25 protein-coding genes and 2 pseudogenes are annotated in these 25,491 nt (G+C 70.1%); 14 read left to right on the forward strand and 13 right to left on the reverse strand.

Features of this window, described 5'->3' with window-relative positions:
- Positions 1-102 precede the first annotated feature (102 nt).
- Both AB0D04_RS04155 and AB0D04_RS04160 read left to right on the forward strand, forming a co-directional pair.
- Positions 103-783 carry a response regulator transcription factor gene (locus tag AB0D04_RS04155; protein WP_362699177.1) on the forward strand — a complete coding sequence of 227 codons (681 nt, stop codon included), beginning with the start codon at positions 103-105 and terminating at the stop codon, positions 781-783.
- Positions 780-1,910, forward strand: coding sequence for a histidine kinase (locus AB0D04_RS04160; protein WP_362699178.1), 1,131 nt, complete (start codon positions 780-782; stop codon positions 1,908-1,910). The genes AB0D04_RS04155 and AB0D04_RS04160 overlap by 4 nt, the downstream gene beginning before the upstream one ends.
- 310 nt (positions 1,911-2,220) lie before the next feature.
- On the opposite strand, the gene rox is transcribed toward AB0D04_RS04160, so the two are convergent.
- Entirely contained in the window at positions 2,221-3,648 is a 1,428-nt protein-coding gene (gene rox / locus AB0D04_RS04165) for a rifampin monooxygenase (protein WP_362699180.1), read from the reverse strand.
- Between the two features lie 308 nt (positions 3,649-3,956).
- A complete protein-coding gene (locus AB0D04_RS04170) occupies positions 3,957-4,637 on the reverse strand; it encodes a hypothetical protein (protein ID WP_362699182.1) in 681 nt (226 codons plus the stop codon).
- A 265-nt stretch (positions 4,638-4,902) separates the two neighbouring features.
- On the opposite strand from AB0D04_RS04170, the gene AB0D04_RS04175 reads away from it, so the two are divergent.
- Positions 4,903-5,310 (forward strand): hypothetical protein, encoded by a 408-nt coding sequence (locus AB0D04_RS04175; protein WP_362699184.1) that lies wholly within the window; start codon positions 4,903-4,905, stop codon positions 5,308-5,310.
- Positions 5,311-5,943: 633 nt separating this feature from the next.
- Positions 5,944-6,258: a glyoxalase/bleomycin resistance/dioxygenase family protein gene (locus tag AB0D04_RS04180; RefSeq protein WP_362699185.1), complete on the forward strand. Its 315-nt coding sequence runs from the start codon at positions 5,944-5,946 to the stop codon at positions 6,256-6,258.
- 47 nt (positions 6,259-6,305) lie between these two features.
- Here AB0D04_RS04180 and AB0D04_RS04185 read toward each other — a convergent pair whose 3' ends face one another.
- Entirely contained in the window at positions 6,306-6,785 is a 480-nt protein-coding gene (locus AB0D04_RS04185) for a diadenosine tetraphosphate hydrolase (RefSeq protein WP_362699399.1), read from the reverse strand.
- 363 nt (positions 6,786-7,148) lie between these two features.
- On the opposite strand from AB0D04_RS04185, the gene AB0D04_RS04190 reads away from it, so the two are divergent.
- The 3 genes and pseudogenes from AB0D04_RS04190 to AB0D04_RS04200 all read left to right on the forward strand — a co-directional run.
- Entirely contained in the window at positions 7,149-7,964 is an 816-nt protein-coding gene (locus AB0D04_RS04190) for a DUF899 domain-containing protein (RefSeq protein WP_362699187.1), read from the forward strand.
- A gap of 162 nt (positions 7,965-8,126) precedes the next feature.
- Positions 8,127-8,381 (forward strand): transposase, encoded by a 255-nt coding sequence (locus tag AB0D04_RS04195; RefSeq protein ID WP_362699189.1) that lies wholly within the window; start codon positions 8,127-8,129, stop codon positions 8,379-8,381.
- Between the two features lie 32 nt (positions 8,382-8,413).
- A pseudogene (locus tag AB0D04_RS04200) lies at positions 8,414-8,665 on the forward strand (transposase); the annotation flags it as partial.
- A 180-nt stretch (positions 8,666-8,845) separates the two neighbouring features.
- Here the strand turns inward: AB0D04_RS04200 and AB0D04_RS04205 are convergent.
- Positions 8,846-9,118, reverse strand: coding sequence for a hypothetical protein (locus AB0D04_RS04205; RefSeq protein WP_362699401.1), 273 nt, complete (start codon positions 9,116-9,118; stop codon positions 8,846-8,848).
- 504 nt (positions 9,119-9,622) lie between these two features.
- Here AB0D04_RS04205 and AB0D04_RS04210 point away from each other — a divergent pair.
- On the forward strand, positions 9,623-9,844 hold the full coding sequence (locus AB0D04_RS04210; RefSeq protein WP_362699191.1) for a Tn3 family transposase: 222 nt from the start codon (positions 9,623-9,625) through the stop codon (positions 9,842-9,844).
- Here the strand turns inward: AB0D04_RS04210 and AB0D04_RS04215 are convergent.
- Positions 9,819-10,421, reverse strand: coding sequence for a TetR/AcrR family transcriptional regulator (locus AB0D04_RS04215; RefSeq protein ID WP_362699193.1), 603 nt, complete (start codon positions 10,419-10,421; stop codon positions 9,819-9,821). The two genes, AB0D04_RS04210 and AB0D04_RS04215, sit on opposite strands and share 26 nt — an antisense overlap.
- 83 nt (positions 10,422-10,504) lie before the next feature.
- On the opposite strand from AB0D04_RS04215, the gene AB0D04_RS04220 reads away from it, so the two are divergent.
- Positions 10,505-11,323 carry an NAD(P)H-binding protein gene (locus AB0D04_RS04220; RefSeq protein ID WP_362699195.1) on the forward strand — a complete coding sequence of 273 codons (819 nt, stop codon included), beginning with the start codon at positions 10,505-10,507 and terminating at the stop codon, positions 11,321-11,323.
- Positions 11,268-12,236, forward strand: a complete 969-nt coding sequence (locus AB0D04_RS04225; protein WP_362699197.1) for a haloalkane dehalogenase — start codon at positions 11,268-11,270, stop codon at positions 12,234-12,236. The genes AB0D04_RS04220 and AB0D04_RS04225 overlap by 56 nt, the downstream gene beginning before the upstream one ends.
- A 173-nt stretch (positions 12,237-12,409) precedes the next feature.
- Here the strand turns inward: AB0D04_RS04225 and AB0D04_RS04230 are convergent, their stop codons facing one another.
- The 3 genes from AB0D04_RS04230 to AB0D04_RS04240 all read right to left on the reverse strand — a co-directional run bounded on the left by AB0D04_RS04230 (position 12,410) and on the right by AB0D04_RS04240 (position 14,367).
- A complete protein-coding gene (locus AB0D04_RS04230) occupies positions 12,410-13,564 on the reverse strand; it encodes a Clp protease N-terminal domain-containing protein (RefSeq protein WP_362699199.1) in 1,155 nt (384 codons plus the stop codon).
- Positions 13,565-13,656: 92 nt separating this feature from the next.
- Positions 13,657-13,905, reverse strand: a complete 249-nt coding sequence (locus tag AB0D04_RS04235) for a hypothetical protein (protein ID WP_362699201.1) — start codon at positions 13,903-13,905, stop codon at positions 13,657-13,659.
- Positions 13,906-13,932: 27 nt separating this feature from the next.
- Complete coding sequence (locus AB0D04_RS04240) at positions 13,933-14,367, reverse strand: CAP domain-containing protein (protein WP_362699203.1); 435 nt, start codon at positions 14,365-14,367, stop codon at positions 13,933-13,935.
- A gap of 1,124 nt (positions 14,368-15,491) precedes the next feature.
- Here AB0D04_RS04240 and AB0D04_RS04245 point away from each other — a divergent pair.
- Positions 15,492-17,117: a DHA2 family efflux MFS transporter permease subunit gene (locus tag AB0D04_RS04245; protein WP_362699205.1), complete on the forward strand. Its 1,626-nt coding sequence runs from the start codon at positions 15,492-15,494 to the stop codon at positions 17,115-17,117.
- Between the two features lie 295 nt (positions 17,118-17,412).
- Here the strand turns inward: AB0D04_RS04245 and AB0D04_RS04250 are convergent, their stop codons facing one another.
- Together AB0D04_RS04250 and AB0D04_RS04255 are read right to left on the reverse strand one after the other, a co-directional pair.
- Positions 17,413-17,772, reverse strand: coding sequence for a hypothetical protein (locus tag AB0D04_RS04250; protein ID WP_362699207.1), 360 nt, complete (start codon positions 17,770-17,772; stop codon positions 17,413-17,415).
- A 159-nt stretch (positions 17,773-17,931) separates the two neighbouring features.
- A complete protein-coding gene (locus AB0D04_RS04255; RefSeq protein ID WP_362699209.1) occupies positions 17,932-18,837 on the reverse strand; it encodes a LysR family transcriptional regulator in 906 nt (301 codons plus the stop codon).
- An 83-nt stretch (positions 18,838-18,920) separates the two neighbouring features.
- Between AB0D04_RS04255 and AB0D04_RS04260 the strand changes: the two genes are divergently transcribed.
- Entirely contained in the window at positions 18,921-19,895 is a 975-nt protein-coding gene (locus tag AB0D04_RS04260) for a PhzF family phenazine biosynthesis isomerase (RefSeq protein ID WP_362699210.1), read from the forward strand.
- Here the strand turns inward: AB0D04_RS04260 and AB0D04_RS04265 are convergent.
- The 3 genes and pseudogenes from AB0D04_RS04265 to AB0D04_RS04275 all read right to left on the reverse strand — a co-directional run.
- Positions 19,876-20,449, reverse strand: a pseudogene (locus AB0D04_RS04265) (hypothetical protein); the annotation flags it as partial. The gene AB0D04_RS04260 and the pseudogene AB0D04_RS04265 overlap by 20 nt on opposite strands.
- A 10-nt stretch (positions 20,450-20,459) precedes the next feature.
- On the reverse strand, positions 20,460-21,938 hold the full coding sequence (locus AB0D04_RS04270; RefSeq protein ID WP_362699212.1) for a translation initiation factor 2: 1,479 nt from the start codon (positions 21,936-21,938) through the stop codon (positions 20,460-20,462).
- Complete coding sequence (locus tag AB0D04_RS04275) at positions 21,935-23,218, reverse strand: serpin family protein (RefSeq protein WP_362699214.1); 1,284 nt, start codon at positions 23,216-23,218, stop codon at positions 21,935-21,937. The genes AB0D04_RS04270 and AB0D04_RS04275 overlap by 4 nt, the downstream gene beginning before the upstream one ends.
- Positions 23,219-23,553: 335 nt before the next feature.
- On the opposite strand from AB0D04_RS04275, the gene AB0D04_RS04280 reads away from it, so the two are divergent.
- On the forward strand, positions 23,554-24,273 hold the full coding sequence (locus tag AB0D04_RS04280) for a DUF899 domain-containing protein (RefSeq protein WP_362699216.1): 720 nt from the start codon (positions 23,554-23,556) through the stop codon (positions 24,271-24,273).
- Between the two features lie 207 nt (positions 24,274-24,480).
- Positions 24,481-25,299 carry a lipase family protein gene (locus AB0D04_RS04285; RefSeq protein WP_362699218.1) on the forward strand — a complete coding sequence of 273 codons (819 nt, stop codon included), beginning with the start codon at positions 24,481-24,483 and terminating at the stop codon, positions 25,297-25,299.
- Positions 25,300-25,491: the final 192 nt, after the last annotated feature.

Raw genomic sequence — 25,491 nt, forward strand, 5'->3', positions numbered from 1 at the left:
GGGGGTCGTGCCCGGCCCTCGGCCAAGGTGACCTCCTACATTCAGACATAGAGTGACATATCTGACAAGGGTCCGGGGTGGGCGTAGGGGGAAGGAGAGAAAGTGATCCGCGTGGTCGTTGTCGATGACGAGCAGCTGGTCCGCTCCGGGCTGCGGATGATCCTGGGCACGGCCGCGGACATCGAGGTCGTCGCGGACTGCAGCGGCGGCCAGGCGGTGGACACGGTCCTCGCCCACCGCCCTGACGTGGTGCTGCTGGACATCCGGATGCCCGACGTCGACGGCCTCACGGTGCTCCACCAGCTCAGAGCCACCCTGGGGGACCGACTGCCCGCCGTGACGATGCTGACGACCTTCGATGCCGACGAGTACCTCGCCGCGACGCTGCGCCACGGCGCGACGGGCTTCCTCCTCAAGGACACCGAGCCCGAGCAGCTGGTCCAGGCCGTACGGGCGCTGGCCTCCGGCGGCAGCACCCTGGATCCCGCCGTGGCCCGCACCCTGATCGGCGGCTATCTGGATGCCTCCGGCGGCGCGGAAGGCGCCGCTCGCGCCGTGCGCACGCTGACCGACCGCGAACGGGAGGTACTCGCGCTGGTCGGGGAGGGCCTGTCGAATGCCGCGATAGCGGAGCGGATGCAGCTTGCGCACGGCACGGTGAAGGACCACGTCAGCACGCTGCTCGGCAAGCTGGGCGGCCTCAACCGTGTCCAGGCGGCCGTGCTCGCCGACCGGGCGGGTCTCGTCCGGCACGGCCCCGACTCCCCGCGGGATCCGGAGTGAGAGGCGTCGGGACGTCCGCACGGGGCAAGCGGCTGTTCGTGATCCTGGGCCCTGTGGCGGCGGCGGTCGCCGACGCCCTGCTGGTCAACGGTGTCTCACCCGGCCTGGAGCTGGGCGTCTCCCTGCTCGCGGCCGCCGCCCTGCTGCTGCGCCGTCGGCTGCCGGTGACGGTGCTGCTCGCGACGCTGCCCGGGCTGTACATCGGCTACGTCTGGTTCGCTCCGATGATCGCCCTCTACACGCTGGCCCGCCTCCGGACCGACCTCCGGGTTCAGGTGGCGTGCGCCCTGCTGGTCGCGATTGCCCGCTTCCTGCCCTATCCGCTCAGCGGTCTGAGCAGCTTCTCGGGGCGGGAGACCGTATTCAACGTCGTGGACGCGCTCCTCACCGCGGTGGCCCCGATCATGCTCGGGCTCCTCGTCGCCACGCGGTCGGAGCTGGCCGCGCGGCTGGAAGAGCTGACCGGCAGCCGGGCCCGTGAGGACCGGCTGCTGGCCGACCAACTGCTGGCGACCGAACGGGCGCGGCTGGCCCGCGAGATGCACGATGTGGTCGCCCACCAGGTCAGCCTGATCAGCCTTCGGGCCGGCGCGCTACGGATCAGCACCAGCGATCAGGCAGCGAAGGACGACGCGGCGACCATCCGCACGCTCGCGGTACGGACCCTGGACGAGCTGCGCCACATGGTGGGGGTGCTGCGAGCGGCGGGCGGGGACGGCGAGGAGCTGACCCCGCAACCACGGCTGTCCGACCTGCGGCGGCTGATCGCCGAGAGCGCCCTCGACGTCGACTTCGACGATGTGGGCGAGGTACCGGCGCAGTACCCGGAGGCCGTGGAACGAGCCGCGTTCCGGATCGTCCAGGAGGGGCTCACCAATGTGCGCAAGCACGCCCCTGGTGCCCAGGTGGAGGTCCGCGTACGCCACGGGGTCCGGGAGCTGCGTGTGGAGATCCGCAACGGCCCTCCGGACCGCACGGCCGCATCGCTCAACCTGCCGGGCGGCGGCCACGGCCTGGTCGGACTGCGCGAGCGCGTCCAGCTGCTCGGCGGTGCCTTCGAGGCCGGCCCGAGGCAGGACGGCGGCTTCCAGGTCACCGCTGTCCTGCCGACGACCGCCCTGCCGTAGGCCTGTCGGCCGAGCCGGACCGCGCCGACCGGCCGGACACGGTCCGAACGCTTCAAGGACGCGAAGAAGGACCGGCACCCCTCCCCCGCCGCCGTGATGCGCATGCTGCGCGAGCACGACGGGCAAACGGGCACGACGAGCACACGGACACGACGGGCACGAGACTGCACCGCCGTAGGGCGGGCGTCGAAGGTGACCCGTCAGGACTTCAAGATCATCCCGTGGCGGGTGTGAAGCGGATCTTCTCCGTGGCACTGCCGAGGCCCACTCGCGGATCAAGGCCCCGCCCTTTCGGGACACCACTGCGCGCTCAGCCGACGGCAGCGCCGAACCACTTGGGCAGCCGGCTGAGCAGATCCTGCTGATCTTCACCGACCCACGCCACATGGCCGTCCGGTCGCAGCAGCACCGCGGGCGCGTCCAGTTCCTCGCTGACGTCGACGACGTGGTCGATCCGGTCTGCCCAGCCCGCCACCGAGAGCCGGCCGGTCTGGTCGAGCAGCAGTCCGCGGCCGCCGTGCATCAGCTCGTAGAGCCGCCCCTTCTTCAGCGGCACGTCCCGCATCCGCCGGCCGAGCAGTTCGTGGCCCTCGCCGAAGTCGTAGCGGACCCCGATCGCGGTGATCTTCTCGATCAGGTACCGGTTCACGTTCTCGAAGCCCATCAGTTCCGACAGCAGCCGGCGCACTGCCAGGGGGCCCGGCTCGGTGGACATCAGCTCCATCTGCGCGCGGGTGTTGTTCAGCACGTCGGCGGCCACCGGGTGTCGTTCGGTGTGGTAGCTGTCCAGCAGCCCCTCCGGTGCCCAGCCGCCGACCTCGGCGGCCAGCTTCCAGCCGAGGTTGAACGCGTCCTGGACGCCGAGGTTGAGGCCCTGCCCGCCGGTCGGTGGGTGGATGTGCGCCGCGTCGCCGGCCAGCAGCACCCGGCCCGTCCGGTAGCGCTCGGCCTGCCGGGTGGCGTCGCCGAAGCGGGACAGCCAGCGCGGTGAGTGCACGCCGAAGTCGGTGCCGGCGTACACCCGCAGCTGCTGCTTGACCTCCTCGAGGGTCGGCGGGACCGAGCGGTCCCCGGCCAGCCCCTCGGCGGGCACGACGACGCGGTACACCCCGCCCCCGAACGGACCGAGACCGAACCGCTTCTCGGTCCTGCGGACCTCGGCCACCACTGCGGCCACCGTCTCCGGCGGCACGGCCACCTCCATCTCGCCCAGCAGCGTCTCGACCCTGCTGGGCTCGCCGGGGAAACCGACGCCGAGCAGCTTGCGCACCGTGCTGCGGCCGCCGTCGCAGCCGACGAGGTAGCGCGAGCGCAGCCGCGTGCCGTCAGCCAGCTCAGCGGTCACCCCGTCGTCGTCCTGGCTCAGTCCCACCAGCTCGCAGCCGCGACGGATCTCGGCGCCGGCCTCGGTGGCGTGCTCGGCCAGCAGGCGATCGGTGGTGGGCTGCGGGATACCGAGGACGTAGGGGTGCGCGGTGTCCAGCCGGTCGGGCGCCGGCGCATCGATGGCGGCGAAGAAACCTCCGACCGGGTACTGCCGGCCGTGCGCGAGGAACCGCTCCAGCAGGCCTCGCTGGGCCATCACCTCGATGCTGCGCACATGCAGGCCGAGCGCGCGGACATACTTGGCCGGCTCCGCCTCCTTCTCCAGCACCAGCACGCGCACACCGTGCAGCCGCAACTCGCCGGCCAGCATCAAGCCGGTCGGTCCGCCGCCGGCAATGATCACGTCAATCATCCCAACCCCCATTTCCGCAGGTCCTTGCTTCGGCCGGCGAATTCTGCGGCACGACCCGGGTCTTGCCGCAAGGCCCCCCATGCGCTATACCTTGAGAGTGGCAAGGAGTGGGTACCCTCCTTGCCTTTGCCTTTTGTCCGTCCGCAGCCGACGGACAACCTCCTCGCGAAGCGGCGGCGCGTACGTCGGTACGTCGGCCCGGGAGGGGCTCCGATGAGCCGACGGATGCAGCCGCGGAAACGGTGCCGCTCACCGGCAACGAAGAAGGGGACGACCGGCCCTGACGTCCCGTCAGCGGCAAGCGGCCCTTACTGAGAGAACGGTGAGGGGTGGGGTGCCGGCCTGCGGTGTCGCCCCTCCGGGGTGAAGGTGAAGGTGTCGGCGAATGCGCCGTCACCGTGGCGAACCGCGAGAAGCAGTGGTTCGGGGTGGTCCGGCGGCCAGGACTGTCCGGATGCCGGGTCGGTGCCGTTCCACAGGTGGAAGAACACCATGGGTTCGCTGGGCGATTCGGTCAGGTAGCCGAGCGTCTTGCCGTAGAGCGGGTTCGTCCCGCCGCACAGCACCGAGGGCGGGCCGTATTCGGCGACGATGTCGCTCCACACCCGGTCACGCCGGGCCCATTCACGCACACTGCCGCACACCCTGGCGTACGCGGCGGGGTCCAGCACATGGTCGGCGGTGAGCCAGCCTCGGCGGTGCGCCATCTCGGCATAGACGGAGGCCGTGCTGTCACCATGGTCGCGGGGCAGCAGAGACACGAACGCACCCTGCGCCCCGAGCGCGGACCATGCCCCACGCCGCTCGAAGCCTTCCTGCTCTTCGGCCCAGACCTCTGGCCGCCGCTCCACGAACAACAGATGGTCGAGCAGCATCCGCAGCGCCGACTCCCCGCCGAACGCCCCCGGTCTGCGCAGCGCGAGGTTGAAGCGGTCGACGAGGTAGGCGTGTATGTCGTTCGGAGCGGCAAGATCACAACTGGTCGTCATGCTGCCAGTTTCCCGCGCGGAATCACCGCATGTGCCTCAGCGGACGACCGAGGTCTGACAGGCCGGTTTGCCCCGGACTTTTTCGCAGCCTCTTCTCGTCCTCGTTCCGTAGCGTGCAGACCTCGATCAGGTGCTCCGGCTCGCTCCCACTCCTGCCCTGGTTCGGCTGCAGAGAGCCACTTGTCACTTCACGGCAGCTTCGGGAGCAATGAGCCGCTGGCGGGACGGCTCCTCGTCAAGGGGTGCTGTCGGGCAGCATGGGGCAATGAACTCTGGTCAACCGCTGCCTCGTGGGCTGAAGGCCATCGATACGGCCTCGCTGCTCAGGCTGGAGGAGCGGGCACGTGAGCTCGACCTCAACCAGCGGTTGGACCCCACGTGGGTGCTGGCGAATGCGGCGCCCGATGGAACCCACTACCTCTGGCCGGCCCTGTGGAAGACCCTGCTCCCTCGTTCGGACATCCCGCGTCCTCTGCGGTGCGAGCTATTGATCACGCTCCGTGCGGGGGACCGCGTGATGAGCCTGCTGGACACGCTTCCAGATGACTTCACCGCGCTGCCGGGGGTGACCTCGCGCGACGAGGGCATGCGGGTCAATCGGCTTCTGGACCGCGTTCCTTCGGTCAGGGAGTGGCTGCTGCGGGAAGACGAGGGCGCCTCGGGCCGGCTGTGACACGCGAGGCCGGCAGGTCAGTGGGCACGGGAGCCTCAGGGACGTCTCGTGGATGTCGTCGCGGATGTCGTCGCGGATCCCCCGGCGGATCCGCAGGCGGCGGCACCAGCGCAGAGGGGCAAAGGCGGGTCCACGACCCAGCGTTGGGTACCGAGTCCGGAGCCGCTTGCAGGGACAGCGGGTGGCCGCCGTCGCCATCCGGAGCAATCACCGCGTCGGGGGCGATCATCAGGGCCTCGGACCAACGGTTGCGGTAGGTATCTTTGGCTGCTTCCAGCGGCCGAACGTCCTCGTCCCCGGGTGGACGGTCTCGCATGACGTACAGGTGACGGCTGAGTGCCGTGGCGAACTGTCTTGCAGTCCGGTGCTGTTCCGAATAGCTGATACGCCGCAGCTCGCCGTTCTCGTGGGCCTCCTCGATTGCCGGGTCATCTGCAACTCGTGGCTGCAGCCCGCCACCTCGATCGATCTCCCTTCGATGGTCCGGAAGACGGGCCTGGACGGGCGTGGAAGACCCGTACAGGGCAGGATGGGAACAGGCCGCATGGGCCAGGCTTGCGCCACAACGTGCCCAACCCATACGGCGCTTGTCGCCATACGCCCACACCTCGTTCCCGATGCAGGCAGGAGCCCATGACCGGTCCAAGCGCGATCCGAGTGACGCTGCTGGTGCTGTACACGCCGCAGTTGGAGGAGTGCCGCAAGTTTTATGCGGGCCTTGGTCTGACCTTCATGGCCGAGCAGCACGGGCAAGGCCCCGAGCACTACGCCGCCGTCCTCGCGGATGGCACGGTCTTCGAGCTCTACCCGTCCCGTCCCGGCCGACAGACCGACGCGCTGCGACTGGGCCTGGCCATCGACGGAGGCACAGCGAACCCGCCGCTTGCTACGGGACGCCACCAGGTGACCGATCCCGACGGCCGAACCGTCGAGATCGACGCCGGCTGACCCACCTCAATTGCTCCCCAGGTCGTATGGTCTGCGGGCCCACACCGTCAGGCCAACGAGCGCAGCTTGTCCAGTTCGCTGCCGATCGCATCCCGCAGCGCATCGTGCTGCGGACCGAGCCTGAACTGCTCGTCGCTCCATCGATCACGCGGATAGAGCCACACCGGCGCACCCACCACATCGGCCGGCTCCCAGGCGAACCGCGGCCACACATGGGCATGCAAGAACGGGTCCGTATTTCCCAGGATCTCCAGATTGACCCGCCGGAAAGCCGGATCCAGCCGCCGACAGGCCCGCTCAACCGCTTCACCGAGCCGGTCCAGGTCGGACAAGAACGACAGGCGCTTACCCTTCGGCAGGTCTGACAGCCGCTGCACATGCGGCTCATCCACGAGGAGAACCGAGTAGCCCGGCAGGAACTGAACGTCGCCGATCACCGCGAACCCCGACTCCAGCCGCCGCAACACGGTCGGGTTCTCACCTCTCAGAGCGGCCCCGATCCGGTCCCGCCGCCAATCACCAGTCATGGTCACAAGCTACCGGCGTCGACCAGCCGTGTGGGCGGCCAGCACCTCGGCACCCACACCTGTCGGCCGGCCGGTGGCCGACGTGTCAGCCTGAATGCAGGCCGAGCGTGCCAATCCGATGGTGTGCGTCAGGTACGCGACCGGCCATCGGCACCACGCGCGCATCTTCGGCCTGGTCGTCTTCGTCAGCCGCGTCGCCACGTTCCGGACTGCGCTGGCGATTCGTCATGTGCGGGCTTCGCGGAGGCTTGGGCCGGAGGCGCCCCCGCCGCGATGAGTTTCGGCCGGGTCGCGAGTCTGTCCTGGTGACCGTCGTAGCACGTCGTACGACGCTGCCCGGCACGAAACACCACGGAGGACACCATGACGACCACGCCGAGTGACCCGACCGCCGCACTGCCCGGCCGCCCGCCCATCGTCGCCCTGGCCACCTGGCAGGCCGCCCGTGACGAGCTGCTGGTCCGCGAGAAGGCCCACACCCGCGAGGGCGACGCCATCGCCGCGGCCCGCCGCCGGCTGCCGATGGTGGAGCTCGACGGGACGGTCGAGGTCGTCGGACCCGACGGCCCGGTCCCGTTCCTGGACCTGTTCCAGGGCCGCGACGAGCTCGTGGTCTACAAGCACATGTGGTACGACGGCGCGCCGCACCAGGGGCAGTGCGAGGGCTGCACGACCACGGCCTGGCACCTGAAGGATGCCGTCTACCTCAATGCCCGCGGCGTCTCGTTCGCCATCCTGACCACGGGCCGTTGGGACGAGGTGGCCGCCTACGTCGAGTTCATGGGCTACACCCAGCCCTGGTACTCGGTGCGCGACGTGGACGCACCGGTCGGCGGCGCCATGGGTTACCTCACCTGCTTCCTGCGCGACGACGACCGCGTGTTCCTCACCTACTCCACGACGGGCCGTGGCAACGAGCCGGTCAACGGGTCCCTCGGCCTGCTCGACATGACGCCCTACGGCCGCCGCGAGGGGTGGGAGGACAACCCCGAGGGCCGGCCCGAGGCTCCTCAGGCCGGCTCGCCGGTCGGTGGGCATGGCTCGCCGATCTGCTGGTACTGGCGCACGGACGCCGACGGCGTCGCCACCTGGGGCCCGACCGGCCGCCCCGTACCGCAGTGGACCCGTCCCGGCGCGACCCCCGTGGAGACCCTCGGCCGACACGGCCACCACCACTGACGGGCCCCACCACCACTGATGCGCCTTCATCGACGGCGTCGGCAACGGTGTCAGGGGCCGGGCGGACCCTCCGGACGATGCGAGGGTCCGCCCGCGCGCTCGGTCGGTGGGCGGTTCGCCCGGAAGGTGAAGGACCCCTGGCAGGAGAGGAGTTGTCCAGGCTTGCCAGTCCTACCAGGGCAGTGGGCGCTGCCCGCGCCGCTGCTCCCGGCGGCGGGGAGCAGCGGCGGGCGCGGGGGCAGGCCCGAGAAGTGGCGCCGGCGCCTGGTCCTGGACGCGATCTTCTACCTGGTCCGCGGCGGGATCGCCTGGCGGGTCCTGCCGGCCGGCTTCCCGCCGCACCGGACCGTCCAACGCCCTGTTCCGCCGGTGGACCCGCGCGCGGGCGTGGTGCCGGATCTACGCAGCGCTGCGTGAAACGTGCGCGTCCGGCCGACGGGCGTGGCCCCGTGCCGACCGCGGCCGCGATCGACTCCCGGACCGTCCGCGCCGCCGGCACCGTCCCGACCGCCGGCAGCGGGTACGAGGGCGGGGAGAAGATCAAGGGCCGCAAGCGGCACGTCGCGGTCGACACCGGCGGGCCGCTGCCGGCCGTCGTGGTCACGACCGCCTCCCTGCAGGACCGTGACGGTGCGTTCCGCATCACCGCCGCGCTGCGCGAGGCGTTCTGCACGATCACCCTGGTGTGGGCCGACGCCGGGTACGCAGGCCGGTTCGTCCGTGACGCGCGCAAGATCTGGGACCTTGCGCCGTCGGTGTCCTGCGACGACTGCCGATCCCCGTTCCGGTGCTGGTGCTCCGCCCGATGGCTCCGGGATGGGCTGCGGCCCGTCCGAGGGGAGTCGGGTGGGCCGAGGAGCGATCGGGCAGCGGCTCGGGGGTCAACCGCTGAGCACCCCCATGAACGTGAGGGCGCAGGCGAGTCCGAGGATGCCGAGGGCGGTTCCGGCGATGGCGGTCCAGAGGTGGCCGGTGCCGTGGCAGGCGTAGTGGATGCCCGCCGCGCCGAGAGTGGCGGCAAGACCTCCGGCGATGATCGCCATAGGGAACATGACGAACGCGAGCGCAGGCGCCCATACACCGAGGAAAAGTGCGGTGGGACCTAGGGCGACGGCGGGTGTGTCGGTTCGGTCGGGCACATTCGGCTCAGACATGACTGACCCCTTTTTGAACGAGTTCAAAAGCGTGTGTCGATCATATCGGCAGCGGGTGCAGCGAGTTGGCCGGGGCAGGGGTGTGGCACCCCCGCGCGGGTCGGAAGATGACTCGACAGTGATCATCTCCGTCGGCGAACGGGAGAACCTCGCAGCCATGAGGGGCGCGGGGGGCGCATGCCTCACCGGCCGGCCCGCTCCCGCTCGGGAGCGGCAGGCGCCCCATTTTCCGGTCTTGGTCACGCACTGGTGGGCACGGACGACAGCGGAGCCGATCAGCCGGCCAGTCGACCCCAGCCGATCGATGCCGCCTGCCGCGTCGGCCCCGGCGCCTGCACGGCCTCGAGCGTGCGGTGAAGCCTCCGCCCATGCCCCAGCGGCGGAACCGGGTGTGCCGCGTAGCCACGGACCGTACCGACGCCGGACCCGAAAGGCCCCTCCCCCAGCAACGCCACTGCCACCGCCACCAGTTCGGCATCGGCTGCGTCCGTGCGATGGTCCGCGATGCCGGAGCGGCCTCCGAACACGCGCGGGTTCCACCCAGTCCACGTCCAGGAATCCGCGAACCCACGTGCTTCCGGCCGCGGGGTCCTCATCTACTGGCACGTGGAGAAGAAGCCCCGGGCCATCCACTCCCCACTCATCGACTGCACCGGCTCCGAGGGCGCCGCGATGGCCGAGGGTGCGATCGCTCGGCAGGTCAGGGGGTCTGGCCGGGAACCTTGAGGGAGTCGAGCCAGCCGAGGAGGCGGGCTCCCTCGCGGGTCATGATGTCCGGGTCACGCAGGGCGTTGGCCAGAAGCGACATGCCCTGATAGGCGGAGACGAGGGTGACGGCGAGACCGTCCGGATCGGGCAGGCCCAGGAGACGGAACTGGTCTGCGGCCCAGTCCAGCAGCCGCCGGATCACTGCGCCGACCTCCGCGTCGAGGGCCCCGTCGGCGCGCTTGTCGAGTTCAACGGCCAGAGTGCCGGTGGGGCAGCCGTAGCGGGCGGCGACCTCGCGCTGGCTGACCCAGGCTTCGATCAGTGCCTTGAGGCGGTCGTGCGGGCCGGGCAACTGGTCCAGCGAACCCGTGAGTTCGTCCAGGTACGTGCTGTGCTCGGACAATGCGGCCCGGACCAGCTCATCCTTGGTCTTGAAGTAGTAGTAGACGTTCCCGACGGGGACGTCGGCCGCGCGCGCGATGTCGGCCAGGGTGGTGCGCTCGACACCCTGCTCGTGCAGGACCTGTGCTGCCGCGGCGGTGAGCCGTCGGCGCTTGTCGGCTGCCCGCACCCCGGGCTTCGCTGAGTTAGTCACCTAACCAACTGTAGATCCCCCTCGGCGGCGTGCTACCGTCCCCCAAGTAAGTCAGTCGACTAACTAACTACACGGAGTGCCTCATGATTGCAGTGACTGGAGCCACCGGGAACGTTGGCCGCGAGCTGGTCCGCCTCCTCGCCGCGACAGGCGAGGCGGTGACCGCGGTCTCGCGCGGCGAGGCGCGCGACCTCCCCGCCGACGTGCGCCACGTGCGGGCCGACCTCGCCGCCCCCGACGGTCTGCGCCCCGCGCTCGACGGCGCCGACGCGCTGTTCCTGTTGGTGGCCGGCGACGACCCACAGGGCATCCTCGACGCCGCGAAGGCGGGCGGCGTCCGCCGGGTCGTCCTGGTCTCCTCTCTCGGCGTCGCCACCCGCCCGGACGCCTACCGCCACCCCGCCGACTTCGAGGCCGCGCTCCGCGGCTCCGGCCTCGACTGGACCGTGCTGCGCTGCGGCGGGCTGGACTCCAACGCCTTCGCCTGGGCCGAGTCGATTCGCACCGACCGGGTGGCCGCCGCCCCGTTCGGCGACGTCGGCCTGCCGATGGTCGACCCGGCAGACGTCGCCGAGGTCGCGGCCGCCGCACTGCTGCAGCCCGATCACGCCGGCGCCGTGTACGAGCTCACCGGCCCCGCCCCGACCACCCCGCGCGAGCGGGCCGCGGCGATCGGCGCCGCGCTCGGCGAGCCGGTCCGCTTCGTCGAGCAGACCCGCCAGGAGGCCCGGGAACAGATGCTCGCGTTCATGCCCGAGCCGGTGGTGGAAGGCACCCTCGCCATCCTTGGAGAGCCGCTGCCCGCCGAGCGCCGGGTGAGCCTCGACGTCGAGCGGGTCCTGGGCCGTGCGCCGCGCCCCTTCGCGGACTGGGCCGGCCGCAGCGCCGTCGCCTTCCGCTGATCCGCCGGGGCGCCACGCCCCCTCAACTCAACGCACTCCCAGGAGAACCCGTATGCCGACCACCCCCGTCCTCGACTCGACGATCGTCCACCGCGAGCGCGGCTCGGGCGCGCCGATCGTCTTCCTGCACGGCAACCCCACCTCCTCGCATCTGTGGCGGAACGTCCTGCCGGCCGTCGGCCGGGGCCGCCTGCTCGCCCCCGACCTCATCGGCATGGGCGACTCCGGTAAACCCGACATCGACTACACCTTCGACGACCACACCCGCTACCTCGACGCCTGGTTCGACGCGCTCGGGCTCGACGGCGTCGTCCTGGTCGGCCACGACTGGGGCGGCGCGCTCGCCTTCGACTTCGCCGCCCGCCACCCTGGCCGGGTCCGCGGCGTCGCCTTCACCGAGACCATCGTCAAGCCGATGACCTGGGAGGAGTTCCCCGAGGGCGGCCGCGAGTTGTTCCGGGCCATCAAGACAGAGGGAGTGGGTGAGGCCATGATCCTCGACGACAACCTCATGCTCGAGAAGGGCCTGCCCGGCACCGTCGCCACTCCCCTCGACCCCGCCGATCTGGAGGTATACCTCCGGCCCTACCCGACCCGGGAGAGCCGCCGACCGCTGCTGCGGTGGCCGCGCGCGATGCCCCTGGGGGGCGAGCCCGCCGATGTCGTGGCCCGCATCGAGGCGTATGACGCGTGGCTCGCGAACAGCGAAGAGGTACCCAAATTGCTGATCGACTTCGCGCCCGGCCCCGGCGCCATGATGGGCCCCGGCCTCGTCGCCTGGTGCGCGGAGCACATGGCCGCCCTGGAGGTCGAGCACCATGACGCCCCGGCCGGGCACCACACCCCCGAGGACCGCCCCTCCGAGATCGCCGCGGCGATCTCCTCCTGGGTGGACCGACACGGGCTGCGCTAGATATTCGGCAACAAGGCCAGAGGCGGGACGCGCCGTCGCGGCTAAGTGTCCCGTCTCCTGTGGTCTAGCTCTCGCCTCCCCTCTGACCAGCTGTGATGCCCTCTGTGATGAGACCTGCCGGGGCCGGCGTCTCAGTTCATCGTGTCCGTCAGGGTGTGAAAGGGGGCCGTGTCTCAGCTTGTCGTGTCCGGGAGCTGTGAAGCGGCGTCATCGAGGGTTGCCGCCTCCAGTCCCGCGTCCCTGAGCACTGCGGCGGCCACTCCGCGGCCGACCCGGGCAAGGCCGATCAGCAGGTCGTCGCAGTCGATGTGGTCGGAGCCGTACTGCTCGGATCGCGCTTCCGCGATGGCGATTGCCTTGCGGGAGTAGGGAGTCCAGGCGATCCGCTCGGCTGCTTGAGAGGCACCCATACTGAGCCGGGTTCCGACGGACCGGTGGACCGTCTCGGGAGAGACACCGGCGGCCTTCAGGATGCGGGTGGCGTTGTTGTCTTCCGCGGTGAGACCCCAGAGCACGTGCTCGGTGCCGATGTAGTTGTTGCGGTGCTGCACCGCTGCTTGCTTCACGTGGGCCATTGCCTGGCGGAGGTCGCTGGTCATCGTCTCGGGGCTGTAGCGCTTGTGTGGGGCGTGGAAGCGCTGTTGGACTGCCTGACGGGTCACGCCCAGGGCGGTGCCGATGTCCGTCCAGGAGGAGCCGTGCATTCGGCAGTGCTCGACATAGTCCTCGACCAAGTCATCGGCCAGCACTTGTAGTTGTCCGGCCAGGCTCGCCGCCACTGTCAGCAGCGCGAGCCAGTCGGGCTGTTCTTGCTCGCCAGGGCGATGTGCGGCATCGCAGGTCCGGTCTACTTCCGCAATGAGGTCGTCCAGGTCTGGAAGAGGCATAAGGCAAGTGCGCCTTGACAATTCACATTTGTCAAGGCCCACTTGCGTTCCTGGGGTCATGGCAGCAGGGGTTTCAGATGCCCCTCTGAGCGTGATGCGACGGTAGACGGTGGCGGTGCGGCTTTGAGGAGGGCGAGCGATCTTCGGGGCCGAGGCGCCGGAGTCGTAGAGCTGTTGTGCCTGTTCGATCTGCTCGGCGCTGAGTCGTGGCGGGCGTCCACTGGTCTTGCCGCGGGCGCGGTCGGCGGCGGCCGGGCCGTCGTTGGTGCCGGCACGTACGAACTCGTGGTGCAGGGAGGCGAAGACGGTGCGTCTGGTGATCAGGCGTCTGATTTCGGCGCGGCCGAGGTGGATGAGCGGGGAGGCGTCGGCGAGGCGTCCGACCTGCGTCATCAGTCGGTCGACGGCCCGTTCGAGGCGGCGGGCGGAGTCAGCGGTCACCACGCCGTTGCCAGGGCACCACGGGCGTCCCGCGCCGCTCGCCCTGCAGGAGCAACGATGAGTTACCGCACGTCCCGGACACCTACGCGACGCTAAAGCATCAAGGCCGCGGTTCCCCAGCGCGTCGGCCAACTGGCGGCCGGGCAAGGAGCGGTGAGCGCCGGTGCAGCTTCGACGAAGCCGTCTCCCGGCGCCGCGATGTCGTCGAACGCTGCTTCCACCGTCTCCAGCGATGGCGCGGCATCGCCACCCGCTACGAGAAACGCACCGACCGCTTCCTCGTCACCATCCCCCGCCCCCGGCACCCTCATCTGGCGCACCGCATGATCGACAAAACGCACCGCGGGACGGGGCCCGCCGGAAATCGACTATCCCGCCGTCCCGAAGTCCTGCGTCCAGTAATCGCCGGGCTGCGCGAGACCCACGCCCATCTCCTTGAACGAACAGTCGAGGATATTGCGCTTGTGGCCGGGGCTGGACATCCAGCCCTGCATCACGCTCTCGGGAGTGGAGTAGCCGTAGGCGACATTCTCGCCGTAGGCGGTCCAGTTGTAGCCGGCCCGCGTGATCCGGTCCTCCGGAGAAGAGCCGTCGGAACCCGTGTGGGACATATTGCGGTGGTCCGCCATGTCCTTGCTGTGGTCCTGCGCGGCCTTGGTCAGATTCGCATTCAGGGTCAGCGGTGAGCATCCGGCCTTGCTGCGCTCACTGTTGACGATTTCCAGAATGCGGGCCGCGGTCCCGGAAGCCGGGGATGCAGATGTCGAGGCGTCCGAGGACGAGGACCGGGCGGGGGCCTTCACAGGGGATGCGGAATGCGAGGGTTCCGAGGACGGGGCGGAGGGTTTCGCAGGGGGCGTGGATCGGGAGGCCTTCGAGGTCGGAGTGGGGGCCTTCGACGGCTTCGTCGACTTCGTCGGTTCTGCCGTCGGCCTCGGGCTCCAGGTGCTCTTCCCCGACCAGTCGTGGTGCTGAAGGGCGGAGTCTCTCTTCGATCGACCGTCGGCCCGACCGTCTTCGTCCCTCTGCCCGTTCAGACACGCCAATGCGACGGAGGGTACGGCCACAGCACCTACGGCAAGGGCAGCAATCGTTATCTTCCGGTATTGCCGCTGTCGGCGGTGCTTCGTCATCGATGACCTCACTGAGCTGCGGAGACGCCGTGGGGTCGTCATTCTTGGGACCATCGCCGCACAGAGCAAGAAAGCCGAATACTATTCCACCTAGTAGCAGTGCATGACCCTTGTCATGGGTGTAGGGGCATGCTGCCCGGAAGGTGGATCTTCCGCGAAATGGTGTTTCCCCGTCAGAAGTCCTTATGCGCCGAGATGTGAGCGCACCTGCGGGGCCGATCGAATACCGTCCAGACATCCATGGACCATTCCTCAACCAAGACGGACAAATCCCATATGTCGCGAGGGGATCTTCTACTATCCGTCTTAGTTGTCGATGGAACCGCCTATGGCGGATGTCACAAGGGGGCTGATTGCGCTCTTAAGCGGTGCACGACAGGCATCGCAAAGGGGCGGCGGACGGTACGCGGGAGAGGATCCTGCGGCAGCCCGTCCCGGTAGATGCCCATCTGGCCGAGTGCGTCGGCTATGTCGGCTGGATTCTCTGGGTCGCCCTGACGATGCGCAGGGTGTCGAACGCTCTGTTACGCTGCCGGCTGGCTTCTCACCGTTGGGCTTTCCGCCTCGCCAACCAGCTTCGCCCGGGTCCCGATGACGCGGGGAAGGTGGAAGTCACTCACCACATCCTGGAAAAGGGTGTTCTGTGATGGTGGCGACGCGTGTCGACCCTTCTGGTTCTTTCCGAGCCCACGGGGATCTGCTGGCGACCGCGTTCTGGCGTGAGCACGTTCTGATATCAGCGACCGGTCCGTGTCACCACCCAGCAGACGCTTCCCTTTAGGGAGGTCTCCGGAGTGCCGGAAATCAAATCCGCCGAACAACCAGCCACACAGCGTCCGTGGCTGGTTCTCGCGATCCTGTGCATCGGCTTCTTCATGTCGTTGCTCGACGGATCCATCGTCAACGTCGCCGTCCCCACACTGATCCACAGCATCGGCGCCTCCTACGACGAGGTGCTGTGGATCATCGACGGCTACCTGCTCGCCTTCTCGGTACTGCTGATCACCACCGGGCGGCTGGGGGACATCTTCGGGTACCGCCGGCTGTACGTGATCGGCATCATCACCTTCACCAGCACCTCGTCGCTGTGCGGGCTGGCCGACTCACCGTCCCAGTTGCTGACCGCCCGGCTGCTGCAGGGACTGGGCGGCGCGCTGTTGTTCCCGCAGGTCATCTCGTCGATCCTGACGATCTTCCCGCCCCAGCTGCGCGGCCGCGCGTTCGGCGTGTTCGGCGCGATTGCCGGCTTCGCCCCGATCGTCGGCCCGGTCGTCGGCGGCTTTCTGCTCGCCCACCTCAGCTGGCGCTGGATCTTCTTCATCAATGTCCCGATCGGGATCATCACGGCCGTGCTGGCGCCGGCCTTCGTGCCGCCCATGCGCTCGGGCCGCCCCCACCGGCTCGACCTGGTCGGCGTCGCGCTGGCCACCGCCGGGCTGAGCGGCATCGTGTTCGGCCTGATCGAGGGAGAGCGCTACGACTGGGGCGCCATCACCGGGCCGATCAGCATCACCTCGGTCATCGCCGCGGGCGTCGCGCTGCTGGTGGTGTTCGTCATCTGGCAGCACCGGCAGCGCGACGAGCCGCTGATGCCGCTGGCCCTGTTCGGCGCGCGCAACTTCGCGGTCGGTAACTGGGTCGGGTTTGTCTTCCAGCTCGGCATGATCGGCATCATGTTCGTGCTGGTGCTGTACCTGCAGATGGCGCGCGGGTACTCGGCGCTGGAGACCGGCCTGGTGGTGCTGCCGAACGCCGTGCTCACCGCGGTCGGCTCGGCGTACGCCGGACGGCTGTCGGACAAGTTCGGCGGCAAGTACATTCTGATGACCGGGATGACGCTGCTGGCCATCGGCCTGCTGGTGCTGGCCGCCATGGCCGGCCCCACCAGCAACGCGTGGAGCCTGCTGCCCGGTTTGACCATCATCGGGATCGCCAGCGGCGCGACCTTCGCACCACTGCAGCAGGCCACCATGGACGGCGTCGACCCCCGACTGGCCGGGGCGGCCTCCGGCGTCTCCAGCACCACCCGGCAGATCGGCGGCGTCCTTGGCACCGCCGTGCTGGGCGCCCTGCTGTCGGCCCGCCTCTCCTCGACGCTGCGCAGCGAGGCTGAAAAGCGCGCCGGCCGACTACCGCAGAATGTGCGCGCCCAGTTCATCGACAACAGCACCGCCGCCGCGCAACACTTCCGTCCGCCCACGCCGCCCGGCGGCCTGAACCCCGCCACGGCCAGGCTGTACGAACGCGTCACCGCCGACACGTTCGCCACGGGCTTCGTCAACGCCATGCAGACCACCTTCGTGGTGTGCGCCGTGGTCCTGGTGGCCGCCGCCCTGTTCTGTTTCCAGTTCAGCCCGTACAAGAAGCCCATGGCCAAGCCCACTCAGCAGAGGCCGGCCGAAACCGCACCGCAGGATTGATCCAGCCATGACCATGGTCGCGGCTCGATGGCCGCGACCATGGTCGGGCTCCTGCTCAGTTGAAGGCGTAGCGGCCCAGGAAGCTGATGTGCTCGTAGCGGATCGGCGACAGCCGAGCATGCGGGCGATCACCAGAATGGCGTGACAGGACGGGCGGGACGGACAGGGCGGCCGTGCGAGCAGGCGAGCTGAACTTCGCCGAACCGAAAGGCCGCCACCCCGCAGGGTCGTAAGGGACCGGAGGTCTTGGGCGTCGGCGGCGAGCGAGCGGGCACCCGCCTCCCGTCACGCCGCTTCAGAACTCGGGGCGACGCCGGACGGCCGCGGCCGCTTGCCGAGTGAGCCGGGGGACGCGGGTCCTCACCGGCCGGTCCAGGCGCTGCAGGACGCGGCGAAAATCTCCGGCGTCCAGGAGCGCCGTGATGGCTTCGACCATCCACGGGATTCCGGGGTCTTTGACGATCAGGCCATCAGGGCACCAGAAAGGGCGGCCGCCGGACTCCTCTCCGGTCTCCGCCCACCGAGCCATCAATCGCTCGGCCTCGGCAACGGTGAAGAGCGTTGCGCTCCAGCGACTTCCGTCCGGCAGCTGGACACATGCATCGACGTTACAGACTTCGTCGAGTGCTTCATCGGGTCCAGGAAGGAAGCTCATGTGCGCCACCGCGGAGCGTACTCCGCATCCGACGCGACACCTCCGTGGTCGAGTGTCCCTCGGCGCACTCCAGCACGATCCGAGACCGCAAGGCCAGAGCCTGTGCGGTCGAACGCCGACGCACCCACACCTCAAGCACCCCCCGCTGCGCATCAGTCGCTAGGACTCCCCGCCGAATGCCTGCGTGAGGGCCTCGGCGACGACCCGGGCACCCGGCGACACCCACCGCCTGCGGTGCCGCACGAGTTGGACGGGCACGGGCGGAGTCTCGGGGCCGTCCACCGCGGCCAACCGGCCTTCGGCGAGCTTCGTTTCGACCGTGATGCGAGGGAGCAGGGTCAGGCCGAGACCGGCCGCGACACACGACCGGGCGGCGTCGATGCTGCCGAAGCGGGTGATCCGTGGCCGGGCGCCGGGTGCACCCAGCAACGTTCGCACGAGCCGGTCACTGTACGAGCAGCCCTCCTCGTGCACGAAGAAGCTCTCACGGGCCAACTCGTCCCAGCCGGCCACGCGTCCGGCGAGCGGATGGCCGGGCGCCGCCACATACGTCAGCGGCTCACTCGCGATCCGGCAGGCCAGCAGGTCGTGCTCAGCGACCTCCGGCTCCAGCAGCAACGCCAGGTCGAGCCGGCCCGTACGCAGTCCGTCCACCGCCGCGGCCGTGCCGACGGCGTCCAGATGGACGTCCAGGCGCGGATGGTCGCGCCGCAAGGCGGCGATCGCCCCCGGCAGCCGGGAGGAACACAGCGAATCGCCCGCCCCGACCGCGACCTGGCCCTCGACCAGCCCGCTCGCCGGGTCGCCCTGCGCGGCCGTGGCCGTCGCGCGCAGCCTGGCCATCGCATCGAGCACCTCCTCGGCCTCCTCCAGCAGCCGCAGTCCGGCCCGGGTCAGGACCGTCCCGGACGGCATCCTGTCGAACAGCGGTGTCCCCAACTCCTTCTCCAGCGTGCGGATCTGGACGGTGACCGTGGACTGCGCGAGATGGAGCGAGCGGGCCGCGGCGGTGAAGCTGCCCGTCCTGGCGAGGGTCACGAACGTACGCAGAAGTCTGGTGTCCACCGGCGCACGCTATCGCGAACGTCGATGGGCTGCACCAAGAACCATCGTTGGACGCGATCACCATGGGATGGCACGGTGCATTCATGAGCACACACACGTCCCCCCGGAAGTCGCCCCGCAAGTCCCCCGCCGCCCCGAGCCCGCTCGCCGTCCCCGGCGCCAAGGCGGAGGTACTGCACTACTCCGCCTTCACCACCGACCCCGCAGGCGGCAACCCCGCCGGGGTGGTGCTCGACGCCGAAGCCCTCGACGACGACCAGATGCTCGCCGTCGCCGCCCAGGTCGGCTACTCGGAGACCGCGTTCGTCACCGCACTCCCCGACTCTCGGCCCGGCTCGAGCGGGACGGGCCCCCACCCCGCCGCCCGCCGGTACCGGCTGCGGTACTTCAGCCCCCTCGCCGAGGTCGCGTTCTGCGGACACGCCACCATCGCCACCGCGGTTGCCCTCGCCTCCCGTACCGGAACCGGTGACCTGCTGTTCGACACGCCCGTGGGCGAGATCAAGGTGGGCACCACCGCCGACGGCGGGCCGGTCCGCGCCACCCTCACCAGCGTGCCGGCGCACTCCCGCCCGGCCGAGGACATGCACGTCGAGCCGGTGCTGCGGGCCCTGCGCTGGAGCCGGGACGCCCTGGACGCCGACCTCCCGCCGCATATCGCCTTCGCGGGCAACGACCACCTCGTCCTGGCGGTCCGCAGCCGGGCACAACTGGCCGCCCTCGACTACGACTTCGACGCACTGCACGACGTCATGCGGCAATACGGCTGGACCACCGTCCACCTGGTGAACCGCGCCGCCCCCGACCGCTTCGACTTCCACGCCCGGGACCCGTTCCCGGTCGGCGGCGTCGTGGAGGACCCGGCAACCGGCGCCGCTGCCGCGGCCTTCGGCGGCTACCTGCGCACCCTGGGCCTCGTCACCGAACCCGTGCGGGTGCACATCCGGCAGGGCGAGGACATGGGCCGCCCCAGTGACCTCTATGTCGACCTTCGCCCCGACGACGCACGGGTACGTGTGACGGGCCAGGCCGTCCCGATCACCGCCCCAGGGGAGTAGGGGTGCCCAGGTATTGGTGGAGAGAGGCCGTCATGCCGGCGACGAAGGCATTGCGGGTCCGGGCGGTGACGAGGCCGAGGGAGAGGTAGGGGTTGAAGTCTTCCAGCTCGACCAGGAGGAGGTCGCCCTCCTGGGTGCGGCAGGCGTCCACGCGCTGGATGCCGTGGTCGAGGGTGTTCCAGTCGATGAAGCGCCGGCGAAGACTAGATCGGCTTCCGTGGGTGCACAGAGCTCAAGGACCCAGCGCCGGGCGGGGTCAGGGGCGTGGAGGGCGTGGAGGGCGTACTGGAAGGCGTCGTCGACGTAGGAGAAGACACCATGTCCTCGGGCCGGTCGATGGCGGGAATGACCGGGTATCCGCTTTCGGTCAGGTCCAGCAGGTACTGCCTGCCGGCCATGTCGCCGCGGCCGGTCAGAGGGTTGCAGACCCGGGTGCCGCATGCGGTGGCCCGGTCGCGGAAGGCGTCGTACTCCTTCTGATAGTGCAGCACGGGTCCGCTGTTGCGGACCACGACGGCATCGAAGTGGTCCATCAGAGCCGCGGCTTCGAGTGGGACAGGTCGATCAGCCGGGTGCCAGGGAACTTCGCATCACATCGCGCATCACGGTCAGGGGCAACGCCGGGTTGGCGGCGGCGTGCTCGCCCAGTTCCTCGTCGCCGAGGAGGGCGAGCAGCCGCCCGGCCGGCAGTTGGGGGTGGCGGGCCGCCCCCGAGCGGACCGCCGCGTCCGGGTCGCGGGTGAGCCGGTCGGCGGCGTCGGGCGCGAGTCCCGGGTCGAGGACGGCCAGGCGCCGCCCGCCTGGTGCGTCGGCGTCCGCGAAGCGCGCACCCAGTCCCGCGACGGGGAAGCGCGGATGCTCGGTGAGCAGGTCGCGGGCCGGGCCCTGGTGCTCGAGGTAGGCGCGCAGCAGCAACTCCGGTGGCGGCGCCGGGTGGTTGTGGGCAAGCAGCACCCGTACGCCCAGGTCGTCGTCCCGCGCGAGCGCTGCGACGAGTGCGGCAGGCAGCGCGGGGTCCTGGGCGGCCCGGCGGCGCAGCAGCGGGTGGCGCGAGCGGGCGTACGCGGCGGACACGGCCGGGTCGGGGGCCGGAAAGGCATGGTGTTCTACGGGGCCGAAGTCGCTGTCGGTGTCGGTGTCGGTGTCCACCGTGTAGTCGATCGCCGCCCGCTCGTCCTCGCTGAGCTCGGGCCGCAAGGAGATCGCCGTGCGCACCCGCGGGTCGACATCGCGCGCGAGGACCTCCACAAGCGCGGGGGCGAGGTCGCCGCGGCGGGCCAGCTCCCGTCTGACCTCCGGATCGCGATGCTCGACGAGCCCGGCGACGACGTCCCGCGGAGTGCTGTAGTTGTGGGCGAGGGCCCAGGAGTTGTCGCGGTCGGGGTCGCGCAGCAGCCAGTCGACGACGGCCCGGGAGAGGCGGTAGTTGACGAGAATCCCATTGGTCCCATGATTGCGCGGCACCGGCAGCGGCCCCAGCCTGCGCTCCATCGCCTTCGCGTCGTCGGTCTCCAGCATGCTCTCCGCGCTCGCCCGTACCTTCGGGTGCGGATCCTTCAGCAGCGCCGCCCGCTCGTCCTCGGACAGGAGGGTCCACCGGTAGGTGGCCATGCGCCGGATCGAGGCCATGGGATGGCTGCCGTATGAGCGCTGGACGCGGTAGGGGATCTGACGGGAGAAGACCAACTCCTGCAGGCAGTCGTTGTCGTACGTCGTGAGCATCCGGTCGATCACCCAGTCGGGGAGCGGGCGGACGGGCCGCTTCCTGTCCGGGCGGGCGGCGAGGCCGAGCCGGACGAACCAGTCGGGATCGTCCACGAGCAGCCCGCGCGCCTCGGGGTCCACGAACGGGTTGCGGGCCAGGGCTTTGCGGACCCGGGGGTGCGGGTGCGTCACGATCGCGGCGGTCACCTCCTCGGGGAAGGAGGCGCGCCGGGAGGCCAGCGCGCGCCAGGCACTCTCGTACTCCGGTGCCAGCAGCCGCAGCAGCAGGTCGGCCGGGGTGGCCGGGTTGACGGCGAGGCCGTCGAGCAGCGGTGTCATGTCATGTCCCCGTTCCGGGCGGCGTCCTGCGCGCCGTCCTGGCCGTGCCGCCCGTCCCGGCCGTCCTCGGCGTCCTCGGCGTCGTCCTCGTGGTGCTCGAGGAGGACGGGTTCGGCCACCCACCCCGCCGTCAGGACCAGCCGCGAAGTGCGGTGGACGGTCAGGAAGCCGAAGGGGCGGTCGAAGACGGCCTCGATGCGGCGGACCGTGTGCCGCGGCGGCGGTGGCATACCGGCGCCCACGGCACCGAACGCCGTCACGGAGGCCGACTCGAAGCCCTCGGCGTCGAACACGGCGAGGGCCGCCTGGCGGGCCGAGCCGATCGCCAAGGGTTTCGGGCCGATGCCCGGGAAGTGTCCGCGGCTCCTGTCCGTGGCCGTCGACAGACCGAACAGCGCGGGCCGTGCCAGCAGATCGTGGTCGGCCTCGATGCGGAACGGGACGGTGCGGACGTCGAGCAGGGGCTCGGGGGTGCAACTGCGCTCGGTCGACACCCGCAGCCCGGGGCCCGCCGCACCGAGGGGAAGACGGTCGCCGGGGACCAGGGCACCGGCGCCTGAGGAGAGCGTGCCGATCCCGTGACACAGGACCTGAGCGGGCGTCATGGCCGGTGCTCCCATGACGAGATGGATGTCGACGCCGGTGTCGCCGAGCACCTTGAGCACGGTCAGCGGGCCGTCCGGGGTCTCCGTCACGGCCACCCGGCCAGGCAGTGAGGTGGTGCGGCGCAGCCCGAGCAGATACCGCCCCTGCCACGGACCGCTGTCGGGGACCGTCTCCGTCTCGTGGAACGGCTGCAACCAGCGGGTCCGCACCGTCTGCGCGGCTGCCAGGACGAGTTCGGTCTCGTCGTCCATCACCACCGGCATGGTGCGGATCAGGCCGCCGGTGCACTCCTGGACCCAGGCGTCGAGGGTCCTGCGGTCGGCCGCCGCGTCGCCGCTGAAAGTGCCGGTTGTCTTGGCAGGCAGCCGTGCCGTCCACCTGGCGTGCAGCGGCAGAGTGGCCCTCGTCCAGAGCCCGAGCGCGGCCCGCATGCCGCGGATCGACCCCACTGCTTCGAGGAAGCCGCGCGCGGCTTCGGCGGCCTCGTCGGCGGGCAGCCCTACCGCGTCCTCCAGTTCGGTCCGCGCCGGTCCGCCGGCGGCGTCCGCGAGGAAGGCGAGCGGCGGCCACAGGCTGGTGGCGGAGAAGACGCTCCCGTCCGGTCCCGTTTGGCTCCTCGCCCACCGCGCGGTGAGCCGGTTCACGGCGCGTACGGAACGTGCTGTCGGCTGCATGGCATCCCCCAAGTCCCCCGGGGCACCATGGCCGTCGATTCGTCCGAAACGCCCAGCTCACGCCCCCACCGTCACCCTAACCGACCGCGACTGAGCCGCACGGTCGGCCCTTTTCGCCGCTCTCCCACCGGCCACCCGCGCACACGCACTTCGCCGTACCGCAACTCAGGGCGGGAACCCCCACCCATGGGTGCGTATGTTCGATTTTATGCCATCGGCGTGCGCCCTCCTCGATGGCGGCCGACCCTGGACGCAGAGGCCCTGCCGAGCGGCGGCCCGCTCCGACCCCTTGCACGGCGCATGGGCCCGGACCGAACTGGAAGGTGGACGTCACGATGAAGACACCCCCGATCACTTCGCCGCGAGAGTGGGAGGCTGCGCGCCAGCAGCTGCTCGTGAAGGAGAAGGAGTTGACCCGCGCCCGTGACGCACTGGCCGCCGAACGTCGGCGCATGCCGTGGCTGGCGGTGGAGAAGGAGTATGAGTTCGACGGACCCGAGGGCAAGGCGAGTCTGCTGGACCTGTTCGAGGGGCGTCGTCAGCTGATCGTCTACCGGGCCTTCTTCGAGCCCGACGTGTTCGGCTGGCCCGACCATGCCTGCCGCGGCTGCTCCATGGTGGCTGACCACGTCGGCCACCTCGCCCACTTGAACGCCCGCGACACCACTCTCGCCTTCGCCTCGCGCGCACCGCAGCCCGACATCGCGCGCGTGAAGGCACGGATGGGCTGGACGACGCCCTGGTACACCATCACCGACGCCTTCGACTCCGACTTCGGTGTCGACGAGTGGCACGGCACGAACGCCTTCATCCGCGAGGGCGACCGCGTGTTCCGCACCTACTTCATCAACGCCCGGGGCGACGAGGCACTGGGGAGCACCTGGAGCTACCTCGACATGACCGCGCTCGGGCGACAGGAGGAATGGGAGGACTCACCCGAGGACTACCCCCAGACCCCGCCGTACGAATGGTGGAACTGGCACGACGAATACGGCGATGCCGAGCCGGCGCGGGAGTGGGTGGCCCAGACTCGCCGAGGCCGCCAAGGCCAGTGATTCAGCCCTTCATCTGCGGCGACGAGTGTGATACGCCGGGCGGCGGCAGCTCCACGAGGACAGGGCCCGCCGACCCGCTCGTGACCGCGCCACGCCCGGAGAAATGAGGGGCACCGGACCAGGGGAAGACTACCTTCTGTAGTCGATGAACACGCTTGGTGATCGGCGCTCTCGGCGCCGGCCTCCCCGTCCCCCTGAGGAGCCCCCTTGACCTCTCTCACCATCGACCAGCACGCCACCGGCTACAGCCTCGGCCACGCACTGTGCATGGCCCATGCAGCCGACCTCGCCTACAAGGACGAGAAGACCATCGAGAGCAAGGCGCGCGAGTGGGGCTTCGGCCGAGTGCGCCATCACGAGAGCCGCTTTCGCCCCCCGTTCCCACTGGAGGACACCCAGGCATACACCCTCGGCGGGGAGCACATGATCATCACCGGCTTCCGCGGGACGGAGCCGGCGCAGTTGCGCGACTGGCTGTCCGATGCCACCACCCCGCCGTGGCCCGGTCCCGGCGGCAAGGGGTTCATGCATTACGGCTTCGGCGAGGCGCTGGACGCCATTTGGCCACAGGTCCATGCGGCCATCGACGAGTTCCGTGACAACGGCCAGACGATCTGGTTCACCGGCCACAGCCTCGGCGGCGCACTCGCCATGCTCGCCGGTGCCCGCCTGCACTTCGAGGAGCCGCGCCTGAAGGCCGACGGGATCTACACCTTCGGCCAGCCACGCACCTGCGACCGGCAGTTGGCCCAGGAGTTCAATACGGCCTTCGCCGACCGGATGTACCGCTTCGTGAACAACAACGACGTGGTACCCCAACTCCCGCCGGAGCCGGTCTTCCATCATGTCGACGCCCTGCGGTACATCGACTCCAAGGGCAAGCTGCGCGACGCCATGCCCGTGGTCGGCGGCCTCCTCGACCACGCCCGGGGCTTCACCGCCGATGCACTGGCACCCGCATCCGACGGCGTCCGCGACCACTTCATCAACAACTACATCAACGCCTTGGAGAAGAACCAGCACTGAGCGTGCCGCAGGTGGTGCGTACACGCGCCCGGGTGTGGCGGGCAAACCGTCAAACCGGCGGCGACGCCCGCCACCCATGTACACCTGCGGATGATGTCGACGGCGCGGCTGGGGTCGCCGTGCTCCACGTAGACCGTGCCCGGCGACCACACCGACGCCGGGCTCTCCGGGCGGCAGCTCTCGAGAAGGCGG

The sequence above is a fragment of the Streptomyces sp. NPDC048483 genome, from assembly GCF_040651455.1.
Lineage (GTDB): Bacteria > Actinomycetota > Actinomycetes > Streptomycetales > Streptomycetaceae > Streptomyces.